The organism is Enterobacter sp. Taxon_8 (genome assembly GCF_058354585.1).
In genome coordinates this window covers 4553323-4576253 of sequence record NZ_CM177989.1, presented here as the reverse complement: position 1 = coordinate 4576253, position 22931 = coordinate 4553323, and the positions used below count along the sequence as shown (strand labels likewise).

The following is a 22931-nucleotide window of genomic DNA, read 5'->3' as shown; positions in this document are numbered from 1 at the left end:
GGCGGACTCCACTCGAACAATAAAAGAAAACTATTGAATATTCATGATTGTTGGCGCACATCGACATGACCCTGTGTAAAGGGGGACGTGCGAATTGCTATCTGCAATTTATCCTGACCAGGATCCTGGGATCCCGATCGGGACCGCGGATCATAGCCTAAACTGAGCCAGAGATCTTCTGTTTCTCACAGATTCTTCCCAATTTATCCACAGGAAGATCCAGAACCGGGTAAGTGTAAACGATCCTGGCGTGAGTGCCCCGCGATTTAGTCCGCATATTGGAAAAATTAATGAGCACAGACAATTTATTGCTTAAATGATCTAACGAAGATCCGGGACGATCCTTGCGCTTTGTCGGTGAGCCCGTATAATCCTCGACCCGGCGCGTGATGCTCATCTTCCTGCGTCGTCCGTTGCTCATTTTCCACGCGAAAACGTGCGGAAATACGCGGGAAATAAGGAAAGAGAATTGACTCCGGAGTGTACAATTATTACAATCCGGCCTCTTTAATCACCCACGCTGAGGCGTTAGTCGTTCGAAACTCGTTCGGGTATACGCAAAAGTCAGTGAATTTATTCAAGTTTAGGTAGAAATCGCCATGAAACGCACTTTTCAACCGTCTGTACTGAAGCGCAACCGTTCTCACGGCTTCCGTGCTCGTATGGCTACTAAAAATGGTCGTCAGGTTCTGGCACGTCGTCGTGCTAAAGGCCGCGCTCGTCTGACCGTTTCCAAGTAATAAAGCTAACCCCTGAGTGGTTAAGCTAGCATTTCCCAGGGAGTTACGTTTGTTAACTCCCGCTCATTTCACTTTCGTCTTCCAGCAGCCACTACGGGCTGGCACGCCGCAAATCACCATCCTCGGCCGCCAAAATTCGCTGGGGCATCCCCGCATCGGTCTCACAGTCGCCAAGAAAAATGTTAAGCGTGCGCATGAACGCAATCGGATTAAACGTCTGACGCGTGAAAGCTTCCGTTTACGTCAGCACGAACTGCCTTCAATGGATTTCGTGGTGGTGGCTAAAAAGGGGGTTGCCGACCTCGATAACCGTGCTCTCTCGGAAGCGTTGGAAAAATTATGGCGCCGCCACTGTCGCCTGGCTCACGGGTCCTGATAGCCCTCATTCGGGTCTATCAACGCCTGATTAGTCCGCTACTCGGGCCGCACTGCCGTTTCACACCAACATGCTCAAGCTACGGAATTGAGGCATTGCGCAGGTTTGGAGTGATAAAAGGCAGTTGGTTGACGGTGAAACGCGTATTAAAATGCCACCCTTTACACCCCGGTGGAGACGACCCCGTCCCTCCAGGACCCTTTGATACCAGAGAACACTAACGATGGATTCGCAACGCAATCTTCTTATCATCGCTTTGTTGTTCGTGTCTTTCATGATCTGGCAGGCATGGGAGCAGGATAAAAATCCTCAACCCCAGCAGCAGACCACGCAGACTACGACCACCGCAGCGGGTAGCGCCGCCGACCAGGGCGTACCGGCCAGTGGCCAGGGGAAACAGATTACGGTTAAGACCGATGTGCTTGAGCTGACAATCAACACCCGTGGTGGTGATGTTGAGCAGGCGCTGCTGTTGACCTACCCGAAAGAGCTGAAGTCTAACGAACCGTTCCAGTTACTGGAAACCACGCCTGAGTTTATCTACCAGGCGCAGAGCGGCCTGACCGGTCGTGATGGCCCGGATAACCCGGCTAACGGTGCGCGTCCACTGTATACCGTCGAGAATGACACCTTTGTGCTGGCTGATGGCCAGAACGAACTCGTTATCCCGATGACCTATACCGACGCCGCAGGCAACACCTTCACCAAAACCTTCACCCTGAAGCGCGGTGAGTATGCGGTGAACGTGGGCTACAGCGTACAGAACGCCAGTGCGAAACCGCTGGAACTGTCCACCTTCGGTCAGCTGAAGCAGTCCATCAATCTGCCGTCTCACCGTGACACCGGAAGCAGCAACTTTGCGCTGCATACCTTCCGTGGCGCGGCGTACTCCACGCCAGACGCGAAGTATGAGAAATACAAATTCGACACCATTGCCGATAACGAAAACCTGAACGTCAGCGCTAAAGGCGGTTGGGTGGCAATGCTGCAGCAGTATTTCGCCACTGCGTGGGTGCCAAATAACGACGGTACCAACAACTTCTATACCGCGAACCTGGGCAACGGTATTGCAGCCATCGGCTACAAATCTCAGCCGGTTCTGGTACAGCCGGGTCAAACCGGTAAGCTGGCAAGCACCCTGTGGGTCGGCCCGGAAATTCAGGACAAAATGGCCGCTGTTGCGCCGCACCTGGATCTGACCGTGGATTACGGTTGGTTGTGGTTCATCTCTCAGCCGCTGTTTAAGCTGCTGAAGTTCATCCACAGCTTCCTGGGTAACTGGGGCTTCTCCATCATCGTTATCACCTTCATCGTTCGTGGCATCATGTACCCGCTGACTAAAGCGCAGTACACCTCCATGGCGAAGATGCGCATGCTGCAGCCGAAGATTCAGGCAATGCGTGAGCGTCTGGGCGATGACAAACAGCGTCAGAGCCAGGAAATGATGGCCCTGTACAAAGCAGAGAAAGTGAACCCACTGGGCGGCTGCTTCCCGCTGCTGATTCAGATGCCAATCTTCCTTGCGCTGTACTACATGCTGATGGGTTCCGTTGAGCTGCGCCACGCGCCGTTCGCTCTGTGGATCCATGACCTGTCCGCACAGGACCCGTACTACATCCTGCCGATCCTGATGGGCGTGACGATGTTCTTCATTCAGAAGATGTCGCCGACCACCGTGACCGACCCGATGCAGCAGAAGATCATGACCTTTATGCCGGTCATCTTCACCGTGTTCTTCCTGTGGTTCCCGTCAGGTCTGGTGCTGTACTATATCGTCAGCAACCTGGTGACCATTATCCAGCAGCAGCTGATTTACCGTGGTCTGGAAAAACGTGGCCTGCATAGCCGCGAAAAGAAAAAGTCCTGATTCGGTAAGTTAACGCTAAAATAAGGGCGGTCGATTGACCGCCTTTTTTATTTGTATTGAACGAGACCAACCATGAGCCATAACGACACTATCGTCGCCCAGGCAACCCCACCGGGACGCGGTGGTGTAGGCATTCTGCGCATCTCCGGCCTGAAGGCGCGCGAGGTGGCCGAAGCGGTGCTGGGTAAACTGCCAAAGCCGCGCTACGCTGATTACCTGCCGTTTAAAGATACCGACGGCACGCCGCTGGACCAGGGCATTGCGCTGTGGTTCCCCGGCCCTAACTCCTTCACCGGCGAAGACGTGCTCGAGCTTCAAGGCCACGGCGGCCCGGTTATCCTCGACCTGCTGTTAAAACGTATTCTGACCCTGCCGGGCCTGCGCATTGCCAAGCCGGGCGAGTTCTCCGAACGTGCCTTCCTCAACGACAAGCTCGACCTGGCGCAGGCTGAGGCCATTGCTGACCTGATCGACGCCAGTTCTGAACAGGCGGCCCGCTCCGCCCTGAACTCGCTGCAGGGGGCATTCTCCGCGCGTGTGAATCACCTTGTGGAAGCACTTACTCACCTGCGCATCTACGTGGAAGCGGCTATCGACTTCCCTGATGAGGAGATCGACTTCCTCTCTGACGGTAAAATCGAAGCCCAGCTCAACCAGGTGATGAGCGATCTCGACGCCGTTCGCGCCGAAGCGCGCCAGGGCAGCCTGCTGCGCGAAGGGATGAAGGTGGTGATTGCCGGACGCCCTAACGCCGGGAAATCGAGCCTGCTGAACGCCCTGGCGGGCCGTGAAGCGGCAATCGTAACCGACATTGCCGGCACCACTCGCGACGTACTGCGCGAGCACATCCACATCGACGGCATGCCTCTGCACATCATCGACACCGCCGGTCTGCGCGATGCCAGCGACGAGGTTGAGCGCATCGGTATCGAACGCGCCTGGCAGGAGATCGAGCAGGCCGACCGCGTGCTGTTTATGGTGGACGGCACCACGACCGACGCCGTTGACCCGGCAGAGATCTGGCCGGACTTTATTGCCCGCCTGCCGACCAAACTGCCGATCACCGTGGTACGTAATAAGGCAGACGTGACTGGCGAAACGCTGGGCATCAGCGATGTGAATGGTCACTCACTAATCCGCCTGTCGGCGCGTACCGGTGAGGGCGTGGACGACCTGCGCAATCATCTCAAGCAGAGCATGGGCTTTGACACCAGCATGGAAGGCGGCTTCCTGGCGCGTCGCCGTCACCTGCAGGCGCTGGAAGAGGCGGCTAACCACCTTGTCCAGGGTAAAGCGCAGCTGATCGGCGCGTGGGCGGGTGAACTGCTGGCGGAAGAGCTGCGTCTGGCGCAGCAGAATCTGAGCGAGATCACCGGGGAGTTTACCTCGGACGATTTGCTGGGACGGATCTTCTCAAGCTTCTGTATTGGTAAATAATTCCCGCTAATCTATGGTGATTTCCTCCTGGGAAATCACCATTGTCCAAATGGCAACTCGCCTAATCCCTTTTCACCCCCTATCCTGCATGCCTTCATCTATGGGGGGTTTATGGCGCGTTTTCTGTTTTGTAGTTTCGCTTTAGTTCTGCTTTATCCGTCAGGCATTGATATGTATCTGGTGGGATTACCGCATATCGCCCGCGATCTGGGCGCCAGCGAAGCGCAGCTGCACATCGCGTTTTCGGCCTACCTCGCGGGGATGGCGTCGTCGATGGTGTTTGCGGGGAAGATCGCGGATAAGGCAGGCCGTCAGCCTGTCGCTATCTCCGGTGCCATCGTTTTTGCCCTGGCGTCCCTTCTCTGCTCACAGGCGCAAAACAGCACCGTGTTTCTGACCGGGCGCTTTATCCAGGGCATCGGGGCGGGCGGTTGCTACGTGGTGGCGTTTGCCATTTTGCGCGACACCTTAAGCGCCCAGCGTCGCGCCAAAGTGCTGTCGATGATGAACGGCATTACCTGCATCATCCCGGTGCTGGCCCCGGTTGTGGGCTATCTCATCATGCTGAAATTCCCCTGGCAGAGCCTGTTCTGGACCATGGCGGCGATGGGCGTGCTGGTGTTTGTCCTGTCAATTGCCGTGCTGAAAGAGACCCACCCGGGCTCGCAGAATACCGGCCATACCGCAACCATTCACCCGGCAGAGAGGCTCATCAACCGCTTTTTCCTTAGCCGTCTGGCCGTGACCACGTTAAGCGTGGCGGTGATCCTGACCTATGTAAACGTTTCCCCGGTTTTGCTGATGGAGACCATGGGCTTCGATCGCGGTCAGTATTCAACGGTGATGGCATTAACCGCGATGGTCAGTATGGCCGTTTCGTTTTCGACGCCGTTTGCGCTAAATGTTTTCAGCCAGCGCACATTGATGCTGACCTCACAGGTTTTATTCCTCGCCGCCGGCGCGATCCTGGCGACCACCAGCTCACATGCGGTCATGCTGGCGGGTATTACGCTGATTTGTGCCGGGTTCTCGGTTGGCTTTGGCGTAGCGATGAGCCAGGCGCTTGGCCCATTTTCGCTGCGGGCAGGCGTGGCAAGCTCGGTACTGGGGATCGCGCAGGTCTGCGGCTCGTCGCTGTGGATTTGGCTGGCGGCGGTCATCGGGCTTAACGCGCTGAATATGCTGATCGGGGTTCTGATTGGCTGTAGCATACTCTGCATTACCTTACTTATGGTCATCCAGCCCGCGGCGCACTATGAAGAAGCCCATCAGCAGTCTCGATCTTAACCTGTTGCTGTGCCTGCAGCTTTTGCTGCAGGAGCGCAGCGTCACCAAAGCGGCAAAGCGGATGAACGTGACGCCGTCGGCGGTGAGCAAATCGCTGGCCAAGCTGCGCGACTGGTTCGAGGACCCGCTGTTTGTTAAAACGCCGCTAGGGCTGCTGCCGACGCCGCTGACGGTGAGTCTTGAGCAGGATCTGGCTGACTGGATGCAAATCGGCAACCAGATCCTCGATAAATTCCACCATGATTCTCCGGGCGGGCTGACGTTCGTGCTGGCCGCGGAAACGCCGTTGATGCTGATCCGCTTCAATGCCCTGCTGGAGCAGGTGAACCAGCGCTATCCGCAGGCTACGGTGAAAATGCGCCACTGGGATTACGACTCTCTGGACGCCATTACGCGTGGAGAGGTGGACCTGGGATTCACCGGACGCGAAACGCACCCGCGATCGCGTGAATTGCTGAAGCTAATGCCGTGGTTCATCGACTATGAGATCCTGTTCAGCGACCGTCCGTGCGTGTATCTGCGTGAGGATCACCCCGCGCTACAGGATGAATGGAACCTCGAGACCTTTCTGCGCTACCCGCACATCAGTATCTTCTGGGAACGCAGCGACACCTGGGCACTGGACGAAGTGCTAAAGGAGATGGGTCGGGAGAGAAACATTGCCATGAGCGTGCCGGGCTTTGAGCAGTCGATGTTTATGGCAGCACAGCCCGGTCATAACTATATCGCCACGGCTCCGCATTACTGCCATCACTACAATGAACTCCACCAGCGGAAGCTGATCGCGCTTCCTATTCCCATTGACGAAGCGCAGGCTGAAAAGCTCACCGTTCCCTTCACGCTGATCTGGCATAAACGGAACAGCCATAATCCGAAAATTTTATGGTTGCGGGAAACCATCAAGGCGCTGTACGGTGCGAGCGATCCAATTTTTGCCTAAGAAAATGTAAAGTTCGGTCCTGAGGCTTCTCTTACTCCCATTTACTGATTAAAACAGGAGTCAAGTTAAGCGATAATCATGTAACCGTTTAACCGATTACGACCATTATCAAGGAGCGAAAAATGGCTACGCACTTTGCAAGAGGGATACTTACGGAAGGACGTCTCGTATCGGCAAGAATTTCTTCAGCCTGTCACCGTGAAGCACTCGATCTCCCGGAACACCGGAGGACGCGGTTTTTAGCGTCCAGAGCACTTCTCGCAGAACTGCTGTTTATGCTGTACGGCACCAGCGAGCTGCCGGACATCATTACCCAACCCGAAGGCCGCCCGGTCTTTGTCGACCCGGATCTCCCTCGTTTTTCGATTGCCTACGCGGGCAATATCATTGGCGTCGCGCTGACCACCGAAGGGGATTGTGGGCTCGATATGGAACTTCAGCGCGCAACGCGCAGCTTCCATGGCGGTAACGCACATGAAGACTATCCGCTCTCCAGCAATGAGAAGCTGTGGGTACGCAACCAGAACGATCCTGTCGAAGCCCGAGCCCAGCTCATTACCCTGCGCCAGAGCATTCGTAAGCTCTGCGGATGCGCCTCAGACGACGCCAGCCTGCTGCAGCTGTTGCCTGGCTCCGGACGTCTGCGTGCCGCCCAGGCCACGCTGGTGGAGGCACTCAGTGACGCAGAGGATGTGCTCATTTGGTCCATTGCGGTTACCCCTGCCATTGAACGCATGAAAATCTGGGAATTTGACAGTCAACAGGGATGGCGTAGCCTTCCTGATGTGCCCGAGCGCGCCAACGAGCCCGCCGCACGCCTGATGCGTTTAACCAGTTTACCGGCAGAAAAAGTATTCACCCTTAGCTGATCCAATCAGGGTCATCATGATGAAACAGGAGTAATCATGTCTGATACGTTGAAAATAGTTACGTTACTGGGAAGCCTGCGCAAAGGTTCATTTAACGGGATGGTTGCCCGCACGCTGCCACAGCTGGCACCGGCAGGTATGGAAATTAGCGCCCTGCCGTCTATTGGCGATATTCCGCTGTATGATGCGGACGTCCAGCAGGAAGAAGGGTTCCCGCAGAGCGTCGAGGCGCTGGCAGAGCAGATCCGCCAGGCTGACGGCGTGGTCATCGTCACGCCGGAATATAACTACTCGGTTCCGGGTGGCCTGAAGAATGCCATCGACTGGCTGTCCCGTTTACCTGAACAGCCTCTGTCAGGCAAACCGGTGCTGATCCAGACCAGCTCAATGGGCGCGATTGGCGGCGCTCGCTGCCAGTATCATCTGCGTCAGATCCTGGTCTTCCTGGATGCGATGGTGATGAACAAGCCGGAATTTATGGGTGGTGTGATTCAGAACAAAGTCGACCCGCAAACGGGTGAAGTGGTAGATCAGAGCACGCGCGACCATCTCTCTGGCCAGCTGACGGCGTTCGGGGATTATATTAAGCGGGTAAAAGCCTGATAAAAAAGCCCGGTGGCGCTAGCGCTTACCGGGCCTACACTCGTCAGTAGGTCAGGTAAGCGAAGCGCCACCTGACACCACAAACCGCACCTTAGTGCGCGTCTATAAACACAATCTTCAGCACAAACAGCAGCGCCACAATGATGACGCAAGGGCTGAGGTCGCGGAAGCGGCCGGTACCGATCTTCATTACGCAGTAAGAGATAAAGCCCAGCGCGATACCTTCGGTAATCGAGAAGCTGAACGGCATCATCACGGCGGTAATAAACGCCGGCACCGCTTCGGTTAAATCATCCCACTTCACGCGAGACAGGCTGGAGGTCATCAGCACCCCCACATAGATCAGCGCGCCGGCCGCCGCGTACGGAGGCACCATGCCCGCCAGTGGCGAGAGGAAGATCACCAGCAGGAACAGAATACCCACCACAACCGCCGTCAGGCCGGTACGGCCGCCCACGGACACGCCGGAAGAGGATTCAATGTAAGCGGTAACAGACGAGGTCCCGATAAATGAGCCGGTCACGGAGGAGATACTGTCCACAAACAGCGCCTGCTTCATGCGCGGGAATTTGCCTTTCTCATCTGCCAGACCCGCTTTGTCAGTCACGCCGATCAGCGTACCGGAGGAGTCGAACAGGTTCACCAGCATGAAGGAGAAAATCACGCCCGCCAGGCCCAGGTTCAGGGAACCCGCCAGATCAACATGACCAACAACGGTAGAAACGCTCGGTGGAGCGGAAACGATGCCGTTATAGTGAACGTCGCCCAGCATCCAGCCCAGCAGCGTGGTCACCACGATGGACACCAGCACTGCCGCGTGAATATTGCGGGAAGCGAGGATCGCGATGATAAAAAAGCCCAGCACGCCAAGCAGCACGTTATGCGAGGTCAGGTGACCGATGCTCACCAGCGTATCCGGGTTCGCCACGATAACGCCGGCGTTTTTCAGCCCCATCATACCGATGAACAGACCGATACCGCTGGTAATGCCCACGCGCAGGCTCACGGGAATGTTTGCAATCATCCAGTAACGTACGCGGAAAATGGTCAGCAGCAGCAGGCCAACCGCGCCCCAGAAGATAGCGCCCATGCCCACCTGCCAAGGTAGCCCCATCGCCTGAACAACCACGAACGCGAAGAACGCATTCAGGCCCATCGCCGGTGCCAATGCAACTGGCAGGTTAGCGAATACACCCATCAGAATGCTGCCAAGGGCGGCGATCAGGCAGGTGGTTACAAAGACGGCGCTGGTATCCATGCCAGCAACGCCCAGAATTTGTGGGTTCACAAAAACGATATAGACCATCGTCAGGAAGGTGGTGAAACCAGCGATCACTTCGGTGCGTGCCGTTGTGCCGTGCTCGCGCAGTTTAAAAACGCGCTCAAGCAGACCCTGACCAGATGTCTGGGTAGTGTGTTGTTGACTCATCATCAATTTCCGAACAAGGAGGGAAAATTCGTCGCTATCCTATACCAAAATGCGACAATAGTGGCGGTTACGTGATACTTTTTTCATTGATTTTGCTTATACGGCAACGATTGCGTCCCGGTGAACCGCCGTACGTAAACGTTAAACTTGTTAAAAGGGAAAGGCATGTCCGGAATTGAAGCGGTATTTTTCGACTGCGACGGTACGCTGGTCGACAGTGAGGTCATTTGTTCCCGCGCGTATGTCACCATGTTCCAGGAGTTTGGCATTACTCTGGAACTCGAAGAGGTGTTTAAACGCTTTAAGGGCGTGAAGCTCTACGAGATCATCGACATCATTAACGAAGAACACGGCGTCGTTCTTGAGAAGGCGGCACTGGAACCGGTGTACCGCGCCGAGGTTGCACGCCTGTTCGATTCGGAGCTGGAGGTGATTCCGGGCGCAAACGCGCTGCTGGATGCCATGACGGTGCCGATCTGCGTGGTCTCCAACGGTCCGGTCAGCAAAATGCAGCACTCGCTGGGCAAGCTTGAGATGCTGCACCACTTCCCGGAAAAACTGTTCAGCGGCTACGATATCCAGCGCTGGAAGCCGGACCCGGCGCTGATGTTCCATGCGGCAAAAGCGATGAACGTTAACGTAGAGAACTGCATTCTGGTGGATGACTCGTCTGCGGGTGCGCAGTCGGGGATTGATGCGGGAATGGAGGTGTTTTACTTCTGCGCCGACCCGCACAACAAGCCGATCGATCATCCAAAAGTCACGACCTTTACCGATCTGGCGCAGCTACCCGCGCTGTGGAAGGCTCGCGGGTGGGATATTACGCGCTAAGCCGCCCCTCCCTTCAGGGAGGGCGACAGGTTTATCTGAAGAGCTTTTGAACAAACTCTGCATAGGCCGGACGCCAGACGTCCATTTCGTGATTCAGACCGGGGTACATCTTATAGTCGAATTTGATGCCCTGTTTTTCCAGCTCCGCTTTCAGACCGGCGATATCTTTGCCGGTCACCGAATCGCGCTCTCCCACAACGACGGTGAAGTTATGCAGCTGCCGGTTAATGGCCTCAGGCTGCTTAAAGCGTGCGGCCACGCCTTCGTCAGGCACGGTTGTCGTGGTAACGCCGCTGAACGTTCCCAGCCAGCCGAAGCTGTCCATATGGTTCATACCGGAGACCAGCGCCTGATAACCGCCCTGTGACAATCCCGCCAGTGCCCGGCCGGCCGCATCTTTACGCACGTTGAAGCGTGTATCCACCAGCGGAATAATCTCGCTCATCAGTTCACGGTCTGCGGCTTTCGCATTAAGCGGATAGAAAGACTTCCGTCGTTCTGCCGGTGGGAAGTTCTCGGGGATGGCCTCAGCGCTCTCCGTCTCGGTGTCGGGTACCACCACCAGCATCGGTTTGATTTTCCCCTCGGCCATCAGGTTATCCATGATTTGCGGCAGACGGCCCTGGTCGATGGCCGAGAGCCCGGTATCGCCAAAACCATGGTAGAAGTAGAGAACCGGTAAGGGTTCCCCTGTGCCGTTGTAGCCAGGGGGAGTCCATACATAGACGCGGCGCTCTGACCTGAGCGACGGCGAGTGCCAGGTCAGGGTCGTCAGATCGCCATGCGGTACAGGACGATCGTCGAGAATACTGCCCGGAACCAGAATCAGGCTGGTATTCACCTGCCGCTGAGGTTTTTGATAGCGGCTTCCCGTGTCGACTGAACGGAAACCATCGACGTCGAAATAATATTCGTAGAGATTCGGGGCCATCGGCTCGCTTTTCCATGACCAGACGCCATTTTTCTCTTTCGTCATATCATGGGAAACCTGGCTTTCAGGCATTGACCCCGTCACCACGGAGACTCGCGTTGCACCGGGTGCAAACAGGCGAAACGTAATGCTTTTATCCGCATTAACCTGGGTCACATAGTGGCTGACCGGGGTAGTCTGGTCAGGTGTGACCGGCAACGGTGCGGCAATAACGTCTGTTCCAGTACCGATCCCGATGCTGATGGCCATCGCCAGGCACGCTAATGAATTTTTCATATCTCATCCTTTGCTGTTTTTTTCGTCTCACGTTAGCGCGTTTCGAACGTCAGGCAACGGATGAAGGGGAAAATTGTGATTACACTAGAAATAACAACGCCGGTGAGTACCGGCGTTGTTATCAGATGACAGGATTACTCTTTCGGATCTTTACCCGCCAGCAGCTTATCCAGCTCGTCGCCGCCCACGTGACGGAAGTCCTGACCTTTCACGAAGTAGAAAATGTATTCGCAAATGTTCTGGCAGCGGTCGCCGATACGCTCGATGGAGCGCGCGCAGAACAGGGCGGTCAGTACGCTTGGGATCGTACGGGAATCTTCCATCATGTAAGTCATCAGCTGACGCACGATGCCTTCATACTCCTGATCGACCTTTTTATCTTCACGGTAGATACGCACCGCTTCGTCAAGATCCATTCGCGCAAAGGCATCCAGCACGTCATGAAGCATCTGCACGGTGTGGCGGCCCAGCGACTCCAGGCTGACCAGCAGCGGCTGGTGCTGCTGAGAGAACTTCTCCAGCGCGGTGCGGCAGATTTTATCCGCAACGTCACCAATACGTTCCAGCTCGGCGATGGTTTTGATAATGGCCATCACCAGACGCAGGTCGCTCGCCGTCGGCTGACGTTTCGCGATAATGCGCACGCAGGCCTCGTCGATAGCGACTTCCATCATGTTGACGTTTTTGTCGCCTTCAATGACGCGTTTCGCCAGCTCGCTGTCCTGGTTGTGCATCGCCGTAATCGCATCAGAAAGCTGCTGCTCGACCATACCGCCCATGGTCATCACCTGGGTGCGAATGCTTTCCAGCTCTGCGTTGAACTGGCCGGAAATGTGTTTATTAAGATTGAGGTTGTCCATGGTTTCTCCACATGCACTAAGGCAAATCAACCGTAGCGGCCAGTAATATAATCTTCGGTTTGTTTCTTCGCGGGCTTAGTGAAGAGATCGTCCGTGTTGCTGAACTCAATCAATTCACCCAGGTACATAAACGCCGTGTGATCGGAGCAACGTGCAGCCTGCTGCATGTTATGGGTCACGATAACCACGGTGTAATCCTGCTTCAGCTCGGTGATCAGTTCTTCAATACGACCGGTTGAGATCGGGTCCAGCGCTGAACACGGCTCATCCAGCAGCAACACTTCCGGGCGAATCGCAATACCGCGCGCAATGCACAGACGCTGCTGCTGACCACCGGAGAGAGAGTAACCGCTCTGGTGCAACTTATCTTTGGTTTCGTTCCATAATGCGGCCTTGGTCAAAGCCCACTGCACGCGCTCGTCCATATCGGCGCGGGAGAGCTTTTCAAACAGGCGAACGCCAAAGGCGATGTTGTCATAAATGGACATCGGGAACGGCGTGGGTTTCTGGAACACCATCCCCACTTTGGCGCGCAGCAGGGCGATATCCTGAGCCTGGGTCAGAATATTTTCGCCATCGAGGATGATTTCCCCTTCAGCGCGCTGCTCCGGATAGAGCGAATACATTTTGTTAAAGGTACGCAGCAGCGTGGATTTCCCACAGCCGGATGGACCGATAAATGCCGTGACCTGGTTCTTAGCGATATCCAGGTTGATGTTCTTCAGGGCATGGAATTTGCCGTAGTAGAAGTTCAAATCACGAACCTGAATCTTACCCGGGGCAGTATCAACCATACTCATTGACTCATTTCCTCATTCGGCGCCGCGAGCTGCCGCGCCGTAAAAAATTAACCGTGTTTCTTCTTCGCGAAAATGACGCGCGCCAGAATGTTCAGCAACAGTACGCAAAGGGTAATGATCAGCACCCCGGCCCAGGCCAGCTGCTGCCATTCCGCGAATGGGCTCATCGCAAATTTAAAGATCGTCACCGGCAGGTTGGCGATCGGCTGCATCATGTCCGTGCTCCAGAACTGGTTGGAGAGGGACGTAAACAGCAGCGGCGCAGTTTCACCCGCGATACGCGCAACCGCCAGCAGGATACCGGTCATGATCCCGGATACGGACGCCTTCAGCGTAATTGCAGAGATCATCTTCCATTTCGGCGTACCCAGTGCATAAGCCGCTTCACGCAGGCTGTCCGGCACCAGTTTCAGCATGTTCTCGGTGGTTCGAATCACAATCGGCACCTGCAGCAGCGCCAGGGCAATCACACCCGCCCAGCCGGAGAAGTGTTCCATCTGCGCCACAACAACGGTGTAAACGAACAGACCCACCACGATAGACGGGGCTGACAGCAAAATATCGTTAATGAAGCGAATCACTTCCGCCAGCCAGGATTTACGACCGTATTCTGCCAGGTAAATCCCCGCCATGATGCCCAGCGGCGTGCCGAATACCGTTGCCCAGAGGATCAGCAACCCGCTGCCGGCCAGCGCATTCGCCAGGCCACCGCCCGCCGTGTTCGGCGGCGGCGTCATTTCGGTGAACAGCGAGAGTGACATTCCGTCAATCCCACGAACGATTGTCGAGAAGAGGATCCAGACCAGCCAGAACAGGCCGAATGCCATCGTCGCCATTGAGAGCGTTAGGGCAATGCGGTTTTTCATGCGGCGTCTGGCCTGCATTTTGCGGCGGGATTCCGCCAGTTCAGCAGTTGCTTGCATTTCGAGAGTGGCCATTAGCGTGCTCCCTCATTTTTAGCGAGACGCATAATCATCAGCTTGGAAATCGCCAGAACAATGAAGGTAATAACGAACAGAATCAGACCCAGCTCCATCAGCGCCGCCACGTGCAGCCCGGATTCCGCTTCCGCAAATTCATTCGCCAGCGCCGAGGTAATACTGTTACCCGGCATGTAGAGCGACGCGCTGTCGAGCTGGTAGGTGTTACCGATGATAAAGGTGACCGCCATGGTTTCACCCAGCGCACGACCTAAGCCCAGCATCACGCCCCCGATCACCCCATTTTTCGTGAACGGAAGGACAATGCGCCAGATTACTTCCCAGGTGGTGCAGCCGATGCCGTAGGCCGACTCTTTCATCATCACCGGCGTTTGTTCGAACACATCACGCATGACCGCCGCAATGTACGGAATTATCATGATGGCGAGGATCACACCTGCCGCCAGAATGCCGATACCGAAAGCCGGGCCAGAGAACAGGGCCCCCACAAACGGAATGGCAGAAAGGACATTACCCACCGGTTCCTGGAAATATGTAGCGAACAGCGGGGCAAAGATGAACAGGCCCCACATGCCGTAGACGATACTCGGAATAGCTGCCAGCAGTTCGATGGCAATCCCCAGCGGACGACGCAGCCAGCCTGGCGCCAGCTCCGTCAGGAACAGGGCAATACCAAAGCTTACCGGAACCGCAATCAGCAGGGCGATGAACGAGGTTACCAGCGTGCCGTAAATAGGCACCAGAGCACCGTAGATGTCGTTCGGCGCGTCCCACTCTTTGGTCCACAGGAAGGAGAAACCGAATTTCTGGATGCTCGGCCATGAGGAGAAAATCAGAGACACGATAATGCCGCCCAGCAGCAATAGCACAATCAGCGCAGCCAGTTTGACCAGCGCGCTGAAAATCATGTCACCTTTTTTACCCGGAGGGTTAAATGCAGGCTTGGTTGCAGCCATAAATTACTCTTCTGTTTGAGACGTTTTTACGAATATGCCCGGTGGCGCTGACGCTTACCGGGCCTACAGCTTAAACCGTAGGGCGGGCAAGCTCAGCGCCACCCGCCATCTTCGTTAAATATATCCTGTTAGTACAGCGCTTTACCGCTGCTGTCTTTCACGTTGGTTTTCCATGCAGCACGAATCTGCTCAACTACGTTGTCCGGCAGGGTGGCGTAATCCAGAGCGTTAGCCTGTTTGCCGCCGTTTTTGTATGCCCAGTCGAAGAACTTCAGCACTTCAGCGCCCTGCTCAGGTTTCTTCTGCTCTTTGTGCACCAGGATGAAGGTGGTAGAGGTGATTGGCCATGCACCTTCGCCCTTCTGGTTAGTCAGATCCTGAGCGAAGGATTTGCTCCAGTCAGCGCCTTTGGCAGCGTTAGCAAAGTTCTCTTCGGTCGGGCTAACCGGTTTGCCGTCTGCAGACACCAGTTTGGTGTAGGACAGGTTATTCTGCTTCGCGTACGCATACTCTACGTAGCCGATGGAGCCAGGCAGACGTTGTACGAACGCGGCGATACCGTCGTTACCTTTACCGCCCAGACCGGTAGGCCAGTTAACGGTTGAGCCGGAGCCGACTTTAGATTTCCACTCTTCGTTCACTTTCGCCAGGTAGCTGGTGAACACGAAAGACGTACCGGAACCATCCGCGCGGCGAACCACGGCGATGTTCTGAGAAGGCAGCTTCAGGCCTGGGTTGAGCTTAGCGATCGCTTCGTCATCCCATTTTTTGATTTTGCCCAGGTAGATGTCACCCAGCGTTTTGCCGTCCAGCACCAGCTCGCCCGACTTCACGCCCGGCAGGTTGATCGCCAGGACCACGCCACCGATCACGGTAGGGAACTGGAACAGGCCTTCCTGAGCCAGCTTATCATCAGACAGCGGAGCGTCAGATGCGCCGAAATCAACCGTGTTCGCGGTAATTTGTTTCACGCCACCGGAGGAGCCGATACCCTGATAGTTAACCTTGTTACCGGTTTCTTTCTGGTAGGTATCCGCCCATTTGGCATACACCGGCGCAGGGAAGGTTGCACCAGCGCCAGTCAGGCTTGCTTCTGCAAATACAGAGAACGCGCTCAGAGATAAGGTCGCGGCGACAACAGTTGCGACAGTGGTACGCATAACTTTCATAATGTCTCCTGCAAGATTTTCATAAATCGTTGTTTAGTGGCTACGATGAGCAAAATAGGACAAACAGGTGACAGATAAATGTACGAATTATGACAGTTTTATGACAATGAAAATTTAACTTAAAATACCACACAATAAAGCTTAATTTTCATCGTGTTAGCCACTTTTATGACAATACGTTTTCAGAAATATTTTCTTTATGTGACACTGAAAAAAGTAGCTGAAGATGACAAATTGTCATTATTAAAAACGAGACAGGATTGATTAAAAACAAACCGGGCGGGATAAAAAAGCTCCACCCGAGGGTGGAGCCTGAAGGGATTATTCTACGGTAACTGATTTCGCCAGGTTACGCGGCTGGTCAACGTCGGTGCCTTTGATCAGCGCCACATGGTAAGCCAGCAGCTGCAGCGGAACGGTATAGAAGATCGGTGCAATCACCTCTTCCACATGCGGCATCTCGATGATGTGCATGTTGTCGTTGCTGACAAAACCGGCATCTTTGTCGGCGAAGACGTACAGAACACCCCCACGGGCACGCACTTCTTCGATGTTAGATTTCAGTTTTTCCAGCAGTTCGTTGTTAGGTGCCACAACGATGACCGGCATATCCGCGTCAATCAGCGCCAGCGGGCCGTGTTTCAGCTCGCCTGCCGCATAGGCTTCCGCGTGGATGTAGGAGATCTCTTTAAGCTTCAGTGCGCCTTCCAGCGCAATCGGATACTGATCGCCACGACCCAGGAACAGGGCGTGATGTTTGTCAGAGAAATCTTCCGCCAGCGCTTCGATGCGTTTGTCCTGAGACAGCATCTGCTCAATACGGCTTGGCAGCGCCTGCAGACCATGAACGATGTCATGCTCAACGGACGCATCTTCACCTTTCAGACGCGCAAGCTTCGCCACCAGCATCAGCAGAACGGTCAGCTGCGTGGTAAACGCTTTGGTTGAAGCCACGCCGATTTCGGTGCCCGCTTTAGTCATCAGCGCCAGATCGGATTCACGCACCAGCGAGGAGCCCGGGACGTTACAGATGGCCAGAGAGCCCAGGTAGCCCAGCTCTTTAGACAGACGCAGCGCTGCGAGCGTATCCGCCGTTTCGCCGGACTGGGAAAGGGTTATCATCAGGCTGTTACGACGCACCGCAGATTTGCGATAGCGGAATTCAGACGCGATTTCCACATCGCACGGCACGCCCGCCAGGGATTCAAACCAGTAGCGAGAAACCATACCGGAGTTGTAGGAGGTGCCGCAGGCCACGATCTGAATATGCTCGACCTTGCTGAGCAGTTCGTTCGCGTTTGCGCCCAGCTCGCTCAGATCCACTTCACCGTGGCTAATGCGCCCGGTCAGGGTGTTTTTGATGGCGTTTGGCTGCTCGTAAATCTCTTTCTGCATATAGTGACGGTAAGCGCCTTTGTCGCCCGCGTCGTACTGCAGATTCGATTCGATCTCCTGACGCTTCACCTGCTCGCCTTTAGTATCGAAGACGGTCACGCTGCGACGGGTCACTTCCGCGATATCACCCTCTTCGAGGAAGATAAAGCGACGGGTAACCGGCAGGAGCGCCAGCTGGTCAGAGGCGATAAAGTTTTCACCCATGCCCAGACCGATAACCATCGGGCTACCGGAACGCGCGGCCAGAAGCGTTGACGGATCGCGGGAATCCATGATCACCGTACCGTACGCACCGCGCAGCTGAGGGATAGCACGGAGCACCGCATCACGCAGTGTACCGCCCTGCTCCAGCTCCCAGTGCACCAGGTGAGCAATCACTTCGGTGTCAGTTTCTGAGACGAAAGTGTAGCCGCGCGCTTTCAGTTCTTCGCGCAGCGGTTCGTGGTTTTCGATAATGCCGTTGTGCACCACCACGATGTGTTCAGACACATGCGGGTGCGCGTTGCCTTCAGACGGTTCGCCGTGCGTCGCCCAGCGGGTGTGCGCAATACCGGTTCCCCCGTGCAGCGGATGTTCTTCCGCGGCCTGGGCCAGCATCTGCACTTTACCGAGACGACGCAGACGGGTCATATGACCTTCTGCATCGACGACAGCCAGACCGGCAGAGTCGTAACCACGGTATTCCAGACGACGTAAACCTTCGAGAAGGATTTCAGCAATATCACGCTGCGCAACTGCGCCAACAATTCCACACATAATTTTAGATTCCGAATTTAGGCATTATGCCTGCGTTGTCGCTGACCTGTATTTGCCCTTTCCGGGCGCCCCGAGCCTTGTAGAGAGTGGGGTTATTTTTATGGGTACTGCTTGTGGGGGGAGGATTATATTATCCCCTCACCCCGGCCCTCTCCCCAAAGGGGCGAGGGAGAAAAACACCGCACCGAACGATCCCCTCTCTCCTTTGGGGAGAGGGGTAAATCCGTTACTTTTTCTTCACCGGACGTTTCCAGCCCTGTTTGCTGACCTGCGGAACGCGGCTTAACACCAGCTCGTTCTCGGCCACATCGCGCGTTACGGTTGTTCCGGCTGCAATGGTCACCCCGTTACCCACGGTAACAGGCGCCACCAGCTGCGTATCGGAGCCCACGAACACATCATCACCAATGATGGTTTTAAACTTATTCGCGCCGTCATAATTACAGGTTATGGTCCCTGCACCAATATTCACGTTATTGCCAATTTCCGCGTCGCCCAGATAGGTCAGATGACCGGCTTTCGAGCCTTTACCCAGACGCGCTTTTTTCATTTCCACGAAGTTACCCACGTGAGCGCCTTCCAGCAGCTCTGCGCCCGGGCGCAGGCGCGCAAACGGGCCGATGGTACAGGCCACGTCAAGACGGGCATCTTCCACCACGCTGTACGGGCTGATTTCGCAGTCGTCACCGATGATGCTGTTTTTAATCACACAGCCGGCACCGATTTTGACGCGGTTACCCAGCGTCACGTTACCCTCGAGGATAACGTTAGTATCAATTTCAACGTCACGACCGTGAGATAACGAACCACGCAGATCGAAACGCGCCGGATCGCGCAGCATCACACCTGCCAGAAGCAGTTTTTCAGCCTGCTCGGACTGATAAACACGCTCCAGACGGGAAAGCTGAAGGCGGTTATTCACCCCTTCGGTTTCGCTAATACGCGCCGGATGAACCGCCGCAATCTCACGTCCTTCCTGATACGCCATCGCAATGATGTCGGTGATGTAGAATTCACCCTGCGCGTTGTTGTTGTCGAGTCTGGACAGCCAGCGCTTCATATCCGCGCCATTGGCAATCAGGATACCGGTGTTGATCTCCTGAATCTGGCGCTGTTCATCGCTGGCATCTTTGTGCTCAACAATACCCGTGACGTTACCGTTTTCACGGGTGATACGGCCATAACCGGTTGGATCGTCCAGCACGACGGTTAATAAACCGATGCCGCCCTGCGGTTTGGCTTCACGCAGGCGAGTCAGGGTTTCAACGGAGATCAGCGGGACATCGCCGTAGAGCATCAAAATGTCTTCGTCATCCGCAAAGAACGGTGCTGCCTGCTGCATCGCATGACCTGTGCCCAGCTGTTCAGCCTGAAGCACCCAGTTGAGCTTGTCGTCGCTCAGCGTCTTTTTAAGAAGATCGCCGCCGTGGCCGTAGACCAGGTGGACCTGATTGGCACCCAGTTCATTCGCTGCATCAATGACATGCTGCACCATTGGCTTTCCAGCAAGCGTGTGAAGCACTTTAGGCAGATCGGAATACATGCGGGTCCCTTTGCCTGCGGCAAGGATCACCACGCTCATCGCACTGTTTGACATACGCATCCTGACGGTAGTTTGAGTGTGAAGTAAAAACGTTTGATGCTTAAAATTCTACATCTTTTTCATCATGAATTAAGGCCGAAAAAAAAAGCCAGCCTGGTATCCAGACTGGCTTTTGTGCTTTTCAAGCCGGTGTTACATCGCTTTTTTGGTCAACTCGATAACGCGCAGTTTCGCGATCGCTTTGGCCAGCTCCGCAGACGCCTGAGCGTAATCCACGTCACCATGAGAGCTGTTAATGTGCTCTTCAGCCTTACGCTTCGACTCCAGGGCTCGCGCTTCGTCGAGATCCTGGCCACGAATAGCGGTATCGGCCAGAACGGTCACACTGCCAGGCTGCACTTCAAGAATGCCGCCGGACAGATAGATAAACTCTTCGTGACCGAACTGTTTAACGATGCGGATCATACCAGGCTTAATGGCGGTGAGCAGCGGTGCGTGACCCGGGAAAATACCCAGTTCACCTTCACTACCCGTTACCTGGATTTTCTCGACCAGACCAGAGAACATTTGTTGCTCTGCGCTGACGACGTCCAGGTGGTAAGTCATTGCCATATCACCCTCCGATTAAGGCGTTAAAGTTTTTTGGCTTTTTCCACAGCTTCTTCGATGGAACCAACCATGTAGAACGCCTGCTCTGGCAGGTGATCGTATTCGCCTTCCATGATGCCTTTAAAGCCACGGATGGTATCTTTCAGGGAAACGTATTTACCTGGAGAACCGGTGAATACTTCCGCAACGAAGAACGGCTGGGACAGGAAGCGCTGGATCTTACGCGCACGTGCTACCACCAGTTTGTCTTCTTCAGACAGTTCATCCATACCCAGGATGGCGATGATGTCTTTCAGTTCCTGGTAACGCTGCAGCAGAGACTGTACGCCACGCGCGGTGTCGTAGTGCTCCTGACCAACAACCAGTGGATCCAGCTGACGGCTGGTGGAGTCCAGCGGGTCAACGGCCGGGTAGATACCCAGAGACGCGATCTGACGGCTCAGTACCACGGTTGCATCTAAGTGCGCAAAGGTGGTTGCTGGAGATGGGTCAGTCAAGTCATCCGCAGGTACGTATACCGCCTGAACGGAGGTGATCGAACCGGTTTTGGTAGAGGTGATACGTTCCTGAAGAACACCCATCTCTTCCGCCAGCGTAGGCTGGTAGCCTACCGCTGAAGGCATACGACCCAGCAGTGCAGATACTTCCGTACCGGCCAGGGTGTAACGATAGATGTTATCAACGAACAACAGAACGTCACGGCCTTCGTCACGGAACTTCTCAGCCATCGTCAGGCCGGTCAGCGCAACGCGCAGACGGTTTCCAGGTGGCTCGTTCATCTGGCCGTAAACCAGGGATACTTTGTCCAGAACGTTGGAGTCGGTCATTTCGTGGTAGAAGTCGTTACCCTCACGAGTACGTTCACCTACACCCGCAAACACAGAGTAACCGGAGTGCTCGATCGCGATGTTACGGATCAGCTCCATCATGTTTACGGTTTTACCTACACCCGCACCACCGAACAGACCAACTTTACCGCCCTTCGCAAATGGACACATCAGGTCGATAACTTTGATACCGGTTTCCAGCAGTTCCTGAGAGCTGGACAGCTCTTCGTAGGAAGGTGCCGCGCGGTGGATAGCCCAACGCTCTTCTTCACCGATGTCGCCTTTCATGTCGATTGGCTGACCCAATACGTTCATGATACGACCCAGTGTTGCTTTACCTACCGGGACTTCGATCGGGTGCTCAAGGTCTTTTACTTCCAGACCACGACGCAGACCGTCGGAAGAACCCATCGCGATGGTACGCACGATACCGCCGCCGAGCTGCTGCTGAACTTCCAGCACCAGGCTCTCGTTACCATTCTGTACCTCAAGCGCGTCGTACACGCGTGGTACGGCGTCCTGAGGGAACTCGACGTCCACCACGGCGCCGATTACCTGGACAATCTTTCCAGTAGCCATCTTGAATCCTCTACGTAATTCGTAAACCTGGTTAAACCGCGGCGGCCCCCGAGACGATCTCGGTGAGTTCCTGAGTAATGCTGGCCTGACGAGCTTTGTTGTAAACCAACTGCAGCTCTTTAATCAGGCTGCCGCCATTATCGGTCGCGGCTTTCATCGCCACCATTCGTGCGGCCTGCTCGCTGGCCAGGTTTTCTACAACGCCCTGATAAACCTGAGATTCAACGTAACGACGCAGCAGGGTATCCAGCAGCGGTTTCGGATCGGGTTCATACAGGTAATCCCAGGTTTTTTGCTTCAGCTCGCCATCTTCTGATGCCGGTAACGGCAGCATCTGAGTGAGCGTTGGAACCTGAGACATGGTGTTAATGAATTTGTTGCTGACAACGTACAGTCTGTCCAGACGGCCTTCATCATAAGCCTGCAACATCACTTTAACCGGGCCGATCAGTTCGGACAGGGACGGGTTATCACCCATACCTGTCACCTGAGCGACAATGTTGCCACCAACGGAGTTAAAGAAAGAGACGCCTTTAGAGCCGATCATTGCGATATCGCACTGAACGCCTTTTTCAGACCATGCTTTCATATCCGCCAGCAGTTTTTTGAACAGGTTAATGTTCAAGCCGCCACACAGACCACGGTCGGTCGACACCACCAGGTAGCCCACGCGCTTAACTTCGCGTTCTTCCAGGTAAGGGTGCTTATATTCCAGATTACCGTTTGCAAGGTGACCAATCACTTTGCGCATGGTTTCTGCATAAGGACGGCTGGCCGCCATGCGATCCTGCGATTTACGCATTTTGGAAGCGGCGACCATCTCCATCGCTTTAGTGATCTTTTGCGTGTTCTGGACGCTTGCGATCTTACTACGTATCTCTTTTGCGCCGGCCATGAGCTTCTCCTCAAT

The 22931-nt window shown here is 55.1% G+C and carries 22 protein-coding genes; 10 read left to right on the top strand and 12 right to left on the bottom strand.

Annotated elements, in window-relative coordinates; genetic code table 11:
• Positions 1–599 precede the first annotated feature (599 nt).
• The 9 genes from rpmH (at position 600) to AC4IBF_RS21735 (ending at position 8119) form a co-directional block, all read left to right on the top strand.
• Positions 600–740, top strand: a complete 141-nt coding sequence (rpmH, locus tag AC4IBF_RS21775; RefSeq protein ID WP_000831330.1) for a 50S ribosomal protein L34 — start codon at positions 600–602, stop codon at positions 738–740.
• A gap of 16 nt (positions 741–756) precedes the next feature.
• Positions 757–1116: a ribonuclease P protein component gene (gene rnpA / locus AC4IBF_RS21770; RefSeq protein WP_032640303.1), complete on the top strand. Its 360-nt coding sequence runs from the start codon at positions 757–759 to the stop codon at positions 1114–1116.
• Positions 1080–1337 carry a membrane protein insertion efficiency factor YidD gene (gene yidD / locus AC4IBF_RS21765; RefSeq protein WP_001307474.1) on the top strand — a complete coding sequence of 86 codons (258 nt, stop codon included), beginning with the start codon at positions 1080–1082 and terminating at the stop codon, positions 1335–1337. The genes rnpA and yidD overlap by 37 nt, the downstream gene beginning before the upstream one ends.
• Positions 1338–1339: 2 nt before the next feature.
• The gene (gene yidC, locus AC4IBF_RS21760) at positions 1340–2983 is read left to right on the top strand and encodes a membrane protein insertase YidC (protein WP_115876769.1); all 1644 of its coding nucleotides are present in this window, start codon (positions 1340–1342) and stop codon (positions 2981–2983) included.
• A 72-nt stretch (positions 2984–3055) separates the two neighbouring features.
• Positions 3056–4420 carry a tRNA uridine-5-carboxymethylaminomethyl(34) synthesis GTPase MnmE gene (gene mnmE, locus AC4IBF_RS21755; RefSeq protein ID WP_115876770.1) on the top strand — a complete coding sequence of 455 codons (1365 nt, stop codon included), beginning with the start codon at positions 3056–3058 and terminating at the stop codon, positions 4418–4420.
• A 111-nt stretch (positions 4421–4531) separates the two neighbouring features.
• On the top strand, positions 4532–5707 hold the full coding sequence (locus tag AC4IBF_RS21750) for an MFS transporter (RefSeq protein WP_133295382.1): 1176 nt from the start codon (positions 4532–4534) through the stop codon (positions 5705–5707).
• Entirely contained in the window at positions 5676–6647 is a 972-nt protein-coding gene (gene yidZ, locus AC4IBF_RS21745) for an HTH-type transcriptional regulator YidZ (RefSeq protein WP_111964239.1), read from the top strand. Before AC4IBF_RS21750 ends, yidZ begins: the two co-directional genes overlap by 32 nt.
• A 122-nt stretch (positions 6648–6769) precedes the next feature.
• A complete protein-coding gene (locus AC4IBF_RS21740; protein ID WP_133295381.1) occupies positions 6770–7516 on the top strand; it encodes a 4'-phosphopantetheinyl transferase family protein in 747 nt (248 codons plus the stop codon).
• Between the two features lie 36 nt (positions 7517–7552).
• Complete coding sequence (locus AC4IBF_RS21735; protein ID WP_045372098.1) at positions 7553–8119, top strand: NADPH-dependent FMN reductase; 567 nt, start codon at positions 7553–7555, stop codon at positions 8117–8119.
• A gap of 91 nt (positions 8120–8210) precedes the next feature.
• Here AC4IBF_RS21735 and adeP read toward each other — a convergent pair whose 3' ends face one another.
• Positions 8211–9548, bottom strand: coding sequence for an adenine permease AdeP (adeP, locus tag AC4IBF_RS21730; protein WP_145974506.1), 1338 nt, complete (start codon positions 9546–9548; stop codon positions 8211–8213).
• A 165-nt stretch (positions 9549–9713) separates the two neighbouring features.
• Here adeP and yieH point away from each other — a divergent pair, with 165 nt between their 5' ends.
• Positions 9714–10379 (top strand): 6-phosphogluconate phosphatase, encoded by a 666-nt coding sequence (yieH, locus tag AC4IBF_RS21725; protein WP_136195846.1) that lies wholly within the window; start codon positions 9714–9716, stop codon positions 10377–10379.
• Between the two features lie 31 nt (positions 10380–10410).
• Here the strand turns inward: yieH and AC4IBF_RS21720 are convergent, their stop codons facing one another.
• The 11 genes from AC4IBF_RS21720 to atpG all read right to left on the bottom strand — a co-directional run bounded on the left by AC4IBF_RS21720 (position 10411) and on the right by atpG (position 22916).
• Complete coding sequence (locus tag AC4IBF_RS21720) at positions 10411–11559, bottom strand: alpha/beta hydrolase-fold protein (protein ID WP_348942530.1); 1149 nt, start codon at positions 11557–11559, stop codon at positions 10411–10413.
• Between the two features lie 161 nt (positions 11560–11720).
• Positions 11721–12446 (bottom strand): phosphate signaling complex protein PhoU, encoded by a 726-nt coding sequence (gene phoU, locus AC4IBF_RS21715; RefSeq protein WP_008500182.1) that lies wholly within the window; start codon positions 12444–12446, stop codon positions 11721–11723.
• Positions 12447–12472: 26 nt separating this feature from the next.
• Complete coding sequence (gene pstB / locus AC4IBF_RS21710) at positions 12473–13246, bottom strand: phosphate ABC transporter ATP-binding protein PstB (protein WP_008500183.1); 774 nt, start codon at positions 13244–13246, stop codon at positions 12473–12475.
• A 47-nt stretch (positions 13247–13293) separates the two neighbouring features.
• Positions 13294–14184, bottom strand: a complete 891-nt coding sequence (gene pstA / locus AC4IBF_RS21705; RefSeq protein WP_111964235.1) for a phosphate ABC transporter permease PstA — start codon at positions 14182–14184, stop codon at positions 13294–13296.
• Positions 14184–15143, bottom strand: coding sequence for a phosphate ABC transporter permease PstC (gene pstC, locus AC4IBF_RS21700; RefSeq protein WP_023309793.1), 960 nt, complete (start codon positions 15141–15143; stop codon positions 14184–14186). Before pstC ends, pstA begins: the two co-directional genes overlap by 1 nt.
• 128 nt (positions 15144–15271) lie before the next feature.
• Positions 15272–16312, bottom strand: coding sequence for a phosphate ABC transporter substrate-binding protein PstS (gene pstS / locus AC4IBF_RS21695; RefSeq protein WP_008500186.1), 1041 nt, complete (start codon positions 16310–16312; stop codon positions 15272–15274).
• 321 nt (positions 16313–16633) lie between these two features.
• Positions 16634–18463 carry a glutamine--fructose-6-phosphate transaminase (isomerizing) gene (gene glmS / locus AC4IBF_RS21690; RefSeq protein WP_048990817.1) on the bottom strand — a complete coding sequence of 610 codons (1830 nt, stop codon included), beginning with the start codon at positions 18461–18463 and terminating at the stop codon, positions 16634–16636.
• Positions 18464–18689: 226 nt separating this feature from the next.
• Positions 18690–20060, bottom strand: a complete 1371-nt coding sequence (glmU, locus tag AC4IBF_RS21685; protein WP_115876777.1) for a bifunctional UDP-N-acetylglucosamine diphosphorylase/glucosamine-1-phosphate N-acetyltransferase GlmU — start codon at positions 20058–20060, stop codon at positions 18690–18692.
• Between the two features lie 138 nt (positions 20061–20198).
• On the bottom strand, positions 20199–20618 hold the full coding sequence (locus AC4IBF_RS21680) for a F0F1 ATP synthase subunit epsilon (protein ID WP_003862360.1): 420 nt from the start codon (positions 20616–20618) through the stop codon (positions 20199–20201).
• Positions 20619–20638: 20 nt separating this feature from the next.
• Positions 20639–22021, bottom strand: a complete 1383-nt coding sequence (atpD, locus tag AC4IBF_RS21675) for a F0F1 ATP synthase subunit beta (RefSeq protein ID WP_003862362.1) — start codon at positions 22019–22021, stop codon at positions 20639–20641.
• A gap of 31 nt (positions 22022–22052) precedes the next feature.
• Positions 22053–22916: a F0F1 ATP synthase subunit gamma gene (gene atpG, locus AC4IBF_RS21670; protein WP_133295377.1), complete on the bottom strand. Its 864-nt coding sequence runs from the start codon at positions 22914–22916 to the stop codon at positions 22053–22055.
• Positions 22917–22931 lie beyond the last annotated feature (15 nt).

What these genes read in the sequence shown, in the direction of transcription:
- AC4IBF_RS21720 (WP_348942530.1), bottom strand. Translation starts at nt 11,559, where the DNA reads ATGGCCATCAGCATCGGGATCGGTACTGGAACAGACGTTATTGCCGCA.
- AC4IBF_RS21740 (WP_133295381.1), top strand. Translation starts at nt 6,770, where the DNA reads ATGGCTACGCACTTTGCAAGAGGGATACTTACGGAAGGACGTCTCGTA.
- rpmH (WP_000831330.1), top strand. Translation starts at nt 600, where the DNA reads ATGAAACGCACTTTTCAACCGTCTGTACTGAAGCGCAACCGTTCTCAC.
- AC4IBF_RS21750 (WP_133295382.1), top strand. Translation starts at nt 4,532, where the DNA reads ATGGCGCGTTTTCTGTTTTGTAGTTTCGCTTTAGTTCTGCTTTATCCG.
- yidZ (WP_111964239.1), top strand. Translation starts at nt 5,676, where the DNA reads ATGAAGAAGCCCATCAGCAGTCTCGATCTTAACCTGTTGCTGTGCCTG.
- yidC (WP_115876769.1), top strand. Translation starts at nt 1,340, where the DNA reads ATGGATTCGCAACGCAATCTTCTTATCATCGCTTTGTTGTTCGTGTCT.
- mnmE (WP_115876770.1), top strand. Translation starts at nt 3,056, where the DNA reads ATGAGCCATAACGACACTATCGTCGCCCAGGCAACCCCACCGGGACGC.
- phoU (WP_008500182.1), bottom strand. Translation starts at nt 12,446, where the DNA reads ATGGACAACCTCAATCTTAATAAACACATTTCCGGCCAGTTCAACGCA.
- glmS (WP_048990817.1), bottom strand. Translation starts at nt 18,463, where the DNA reads ATGTGTGGAATTGTTGGCGCAGTTGCGCAGCGTGATATTGCTGAAATC.
- adeP (WP_145974506.1), bottom strand. Translation starts at nt 9,548, where the DNA reads ATGAGTCAACAACACACTACCCAGACATCTGGTCAGGGTCTGCTTGAG.
- atpD (WP_003862362.1), bottom strand. Translation starts at nt 22,021, where the DNA reads ATGGCTACTGGAAAGATTGTCCAGGTAATCGGCGCCGTGGTGGACGTC.
- AC4IBF_RS21680 (WP_003862360.1), bottom strand. Translation starts at nt 20,618, where the DNA reads ATGGCAATGACTTACCACCTGGACGTCGTCAGCGCAGAGCAACAAATG.
- pstS (WP_008500186.1), bottom strand. Translation starts at nt 16,312, where the DNA reads ATGAAAGTTATGCGTACCACTGTCGCAACTGTTGTCGCCGCGACCTTA.
- yidD (WP_001307474.1), top strand. Translation starts at nt 1,080, where the DNA reads ATGGCGCCGCCACTGTCGCCTGGCTCACGGGTCCTGATAGCCCTCATT.
- pstC (WP_023309793.1), bottom strand. Translation starts at nt 15,143, where the DNA reads ATGGCTGCAACCAAGCCTGCATTTAACCCTCCGGGTAAAAAAGGTGAC.
- AC4IBF_RS21735 (WP_045372098.1), top strand. Translation starts at nt 7,553, where the DNA reads ATGTCTGATACGTTGAAAATAGTTACGTTACTGGGAAGCCTGCGCAAA.
- yieH (WP_136195846.1), top strand. Translation starts at nt 9,714, where the DNA reads ATGTCCGGAATTGAAGCGGTATTTTTCGACTGCGACGGTACGCTGGTC.
- glmU (WP_115876777.1), bottom strand. Translation starts at nt 20,060, where the DNA reads ATGTCAAACAGTGCGATGAGCGTGGTGATCCTTGCCGCAGGCAAAGGG.
- pstB (WP_008500183.1), bottom strand. Translation starts at nt 13,246, where the DNA reads ATGAGTATGGTTGATACTGCCCCGGGTAAGATTCAGGTTCGTGATTTG.
- pstA (WP_111964235.1), bottom strand. Translation starts at nt 14,184, where the DNA reads ATGGCCACTCTCGAAATGCAAGCAACTGCTGAACTGGCGGAATCCCGC.
- atpG (WP_133295377.1), bottom strand. Translation starts at nt 22,916, where the DNA reads ATGGCCGGCGCAAAAGAGATACGTAGTAAGATCGCAAGCGTCCAGAAC.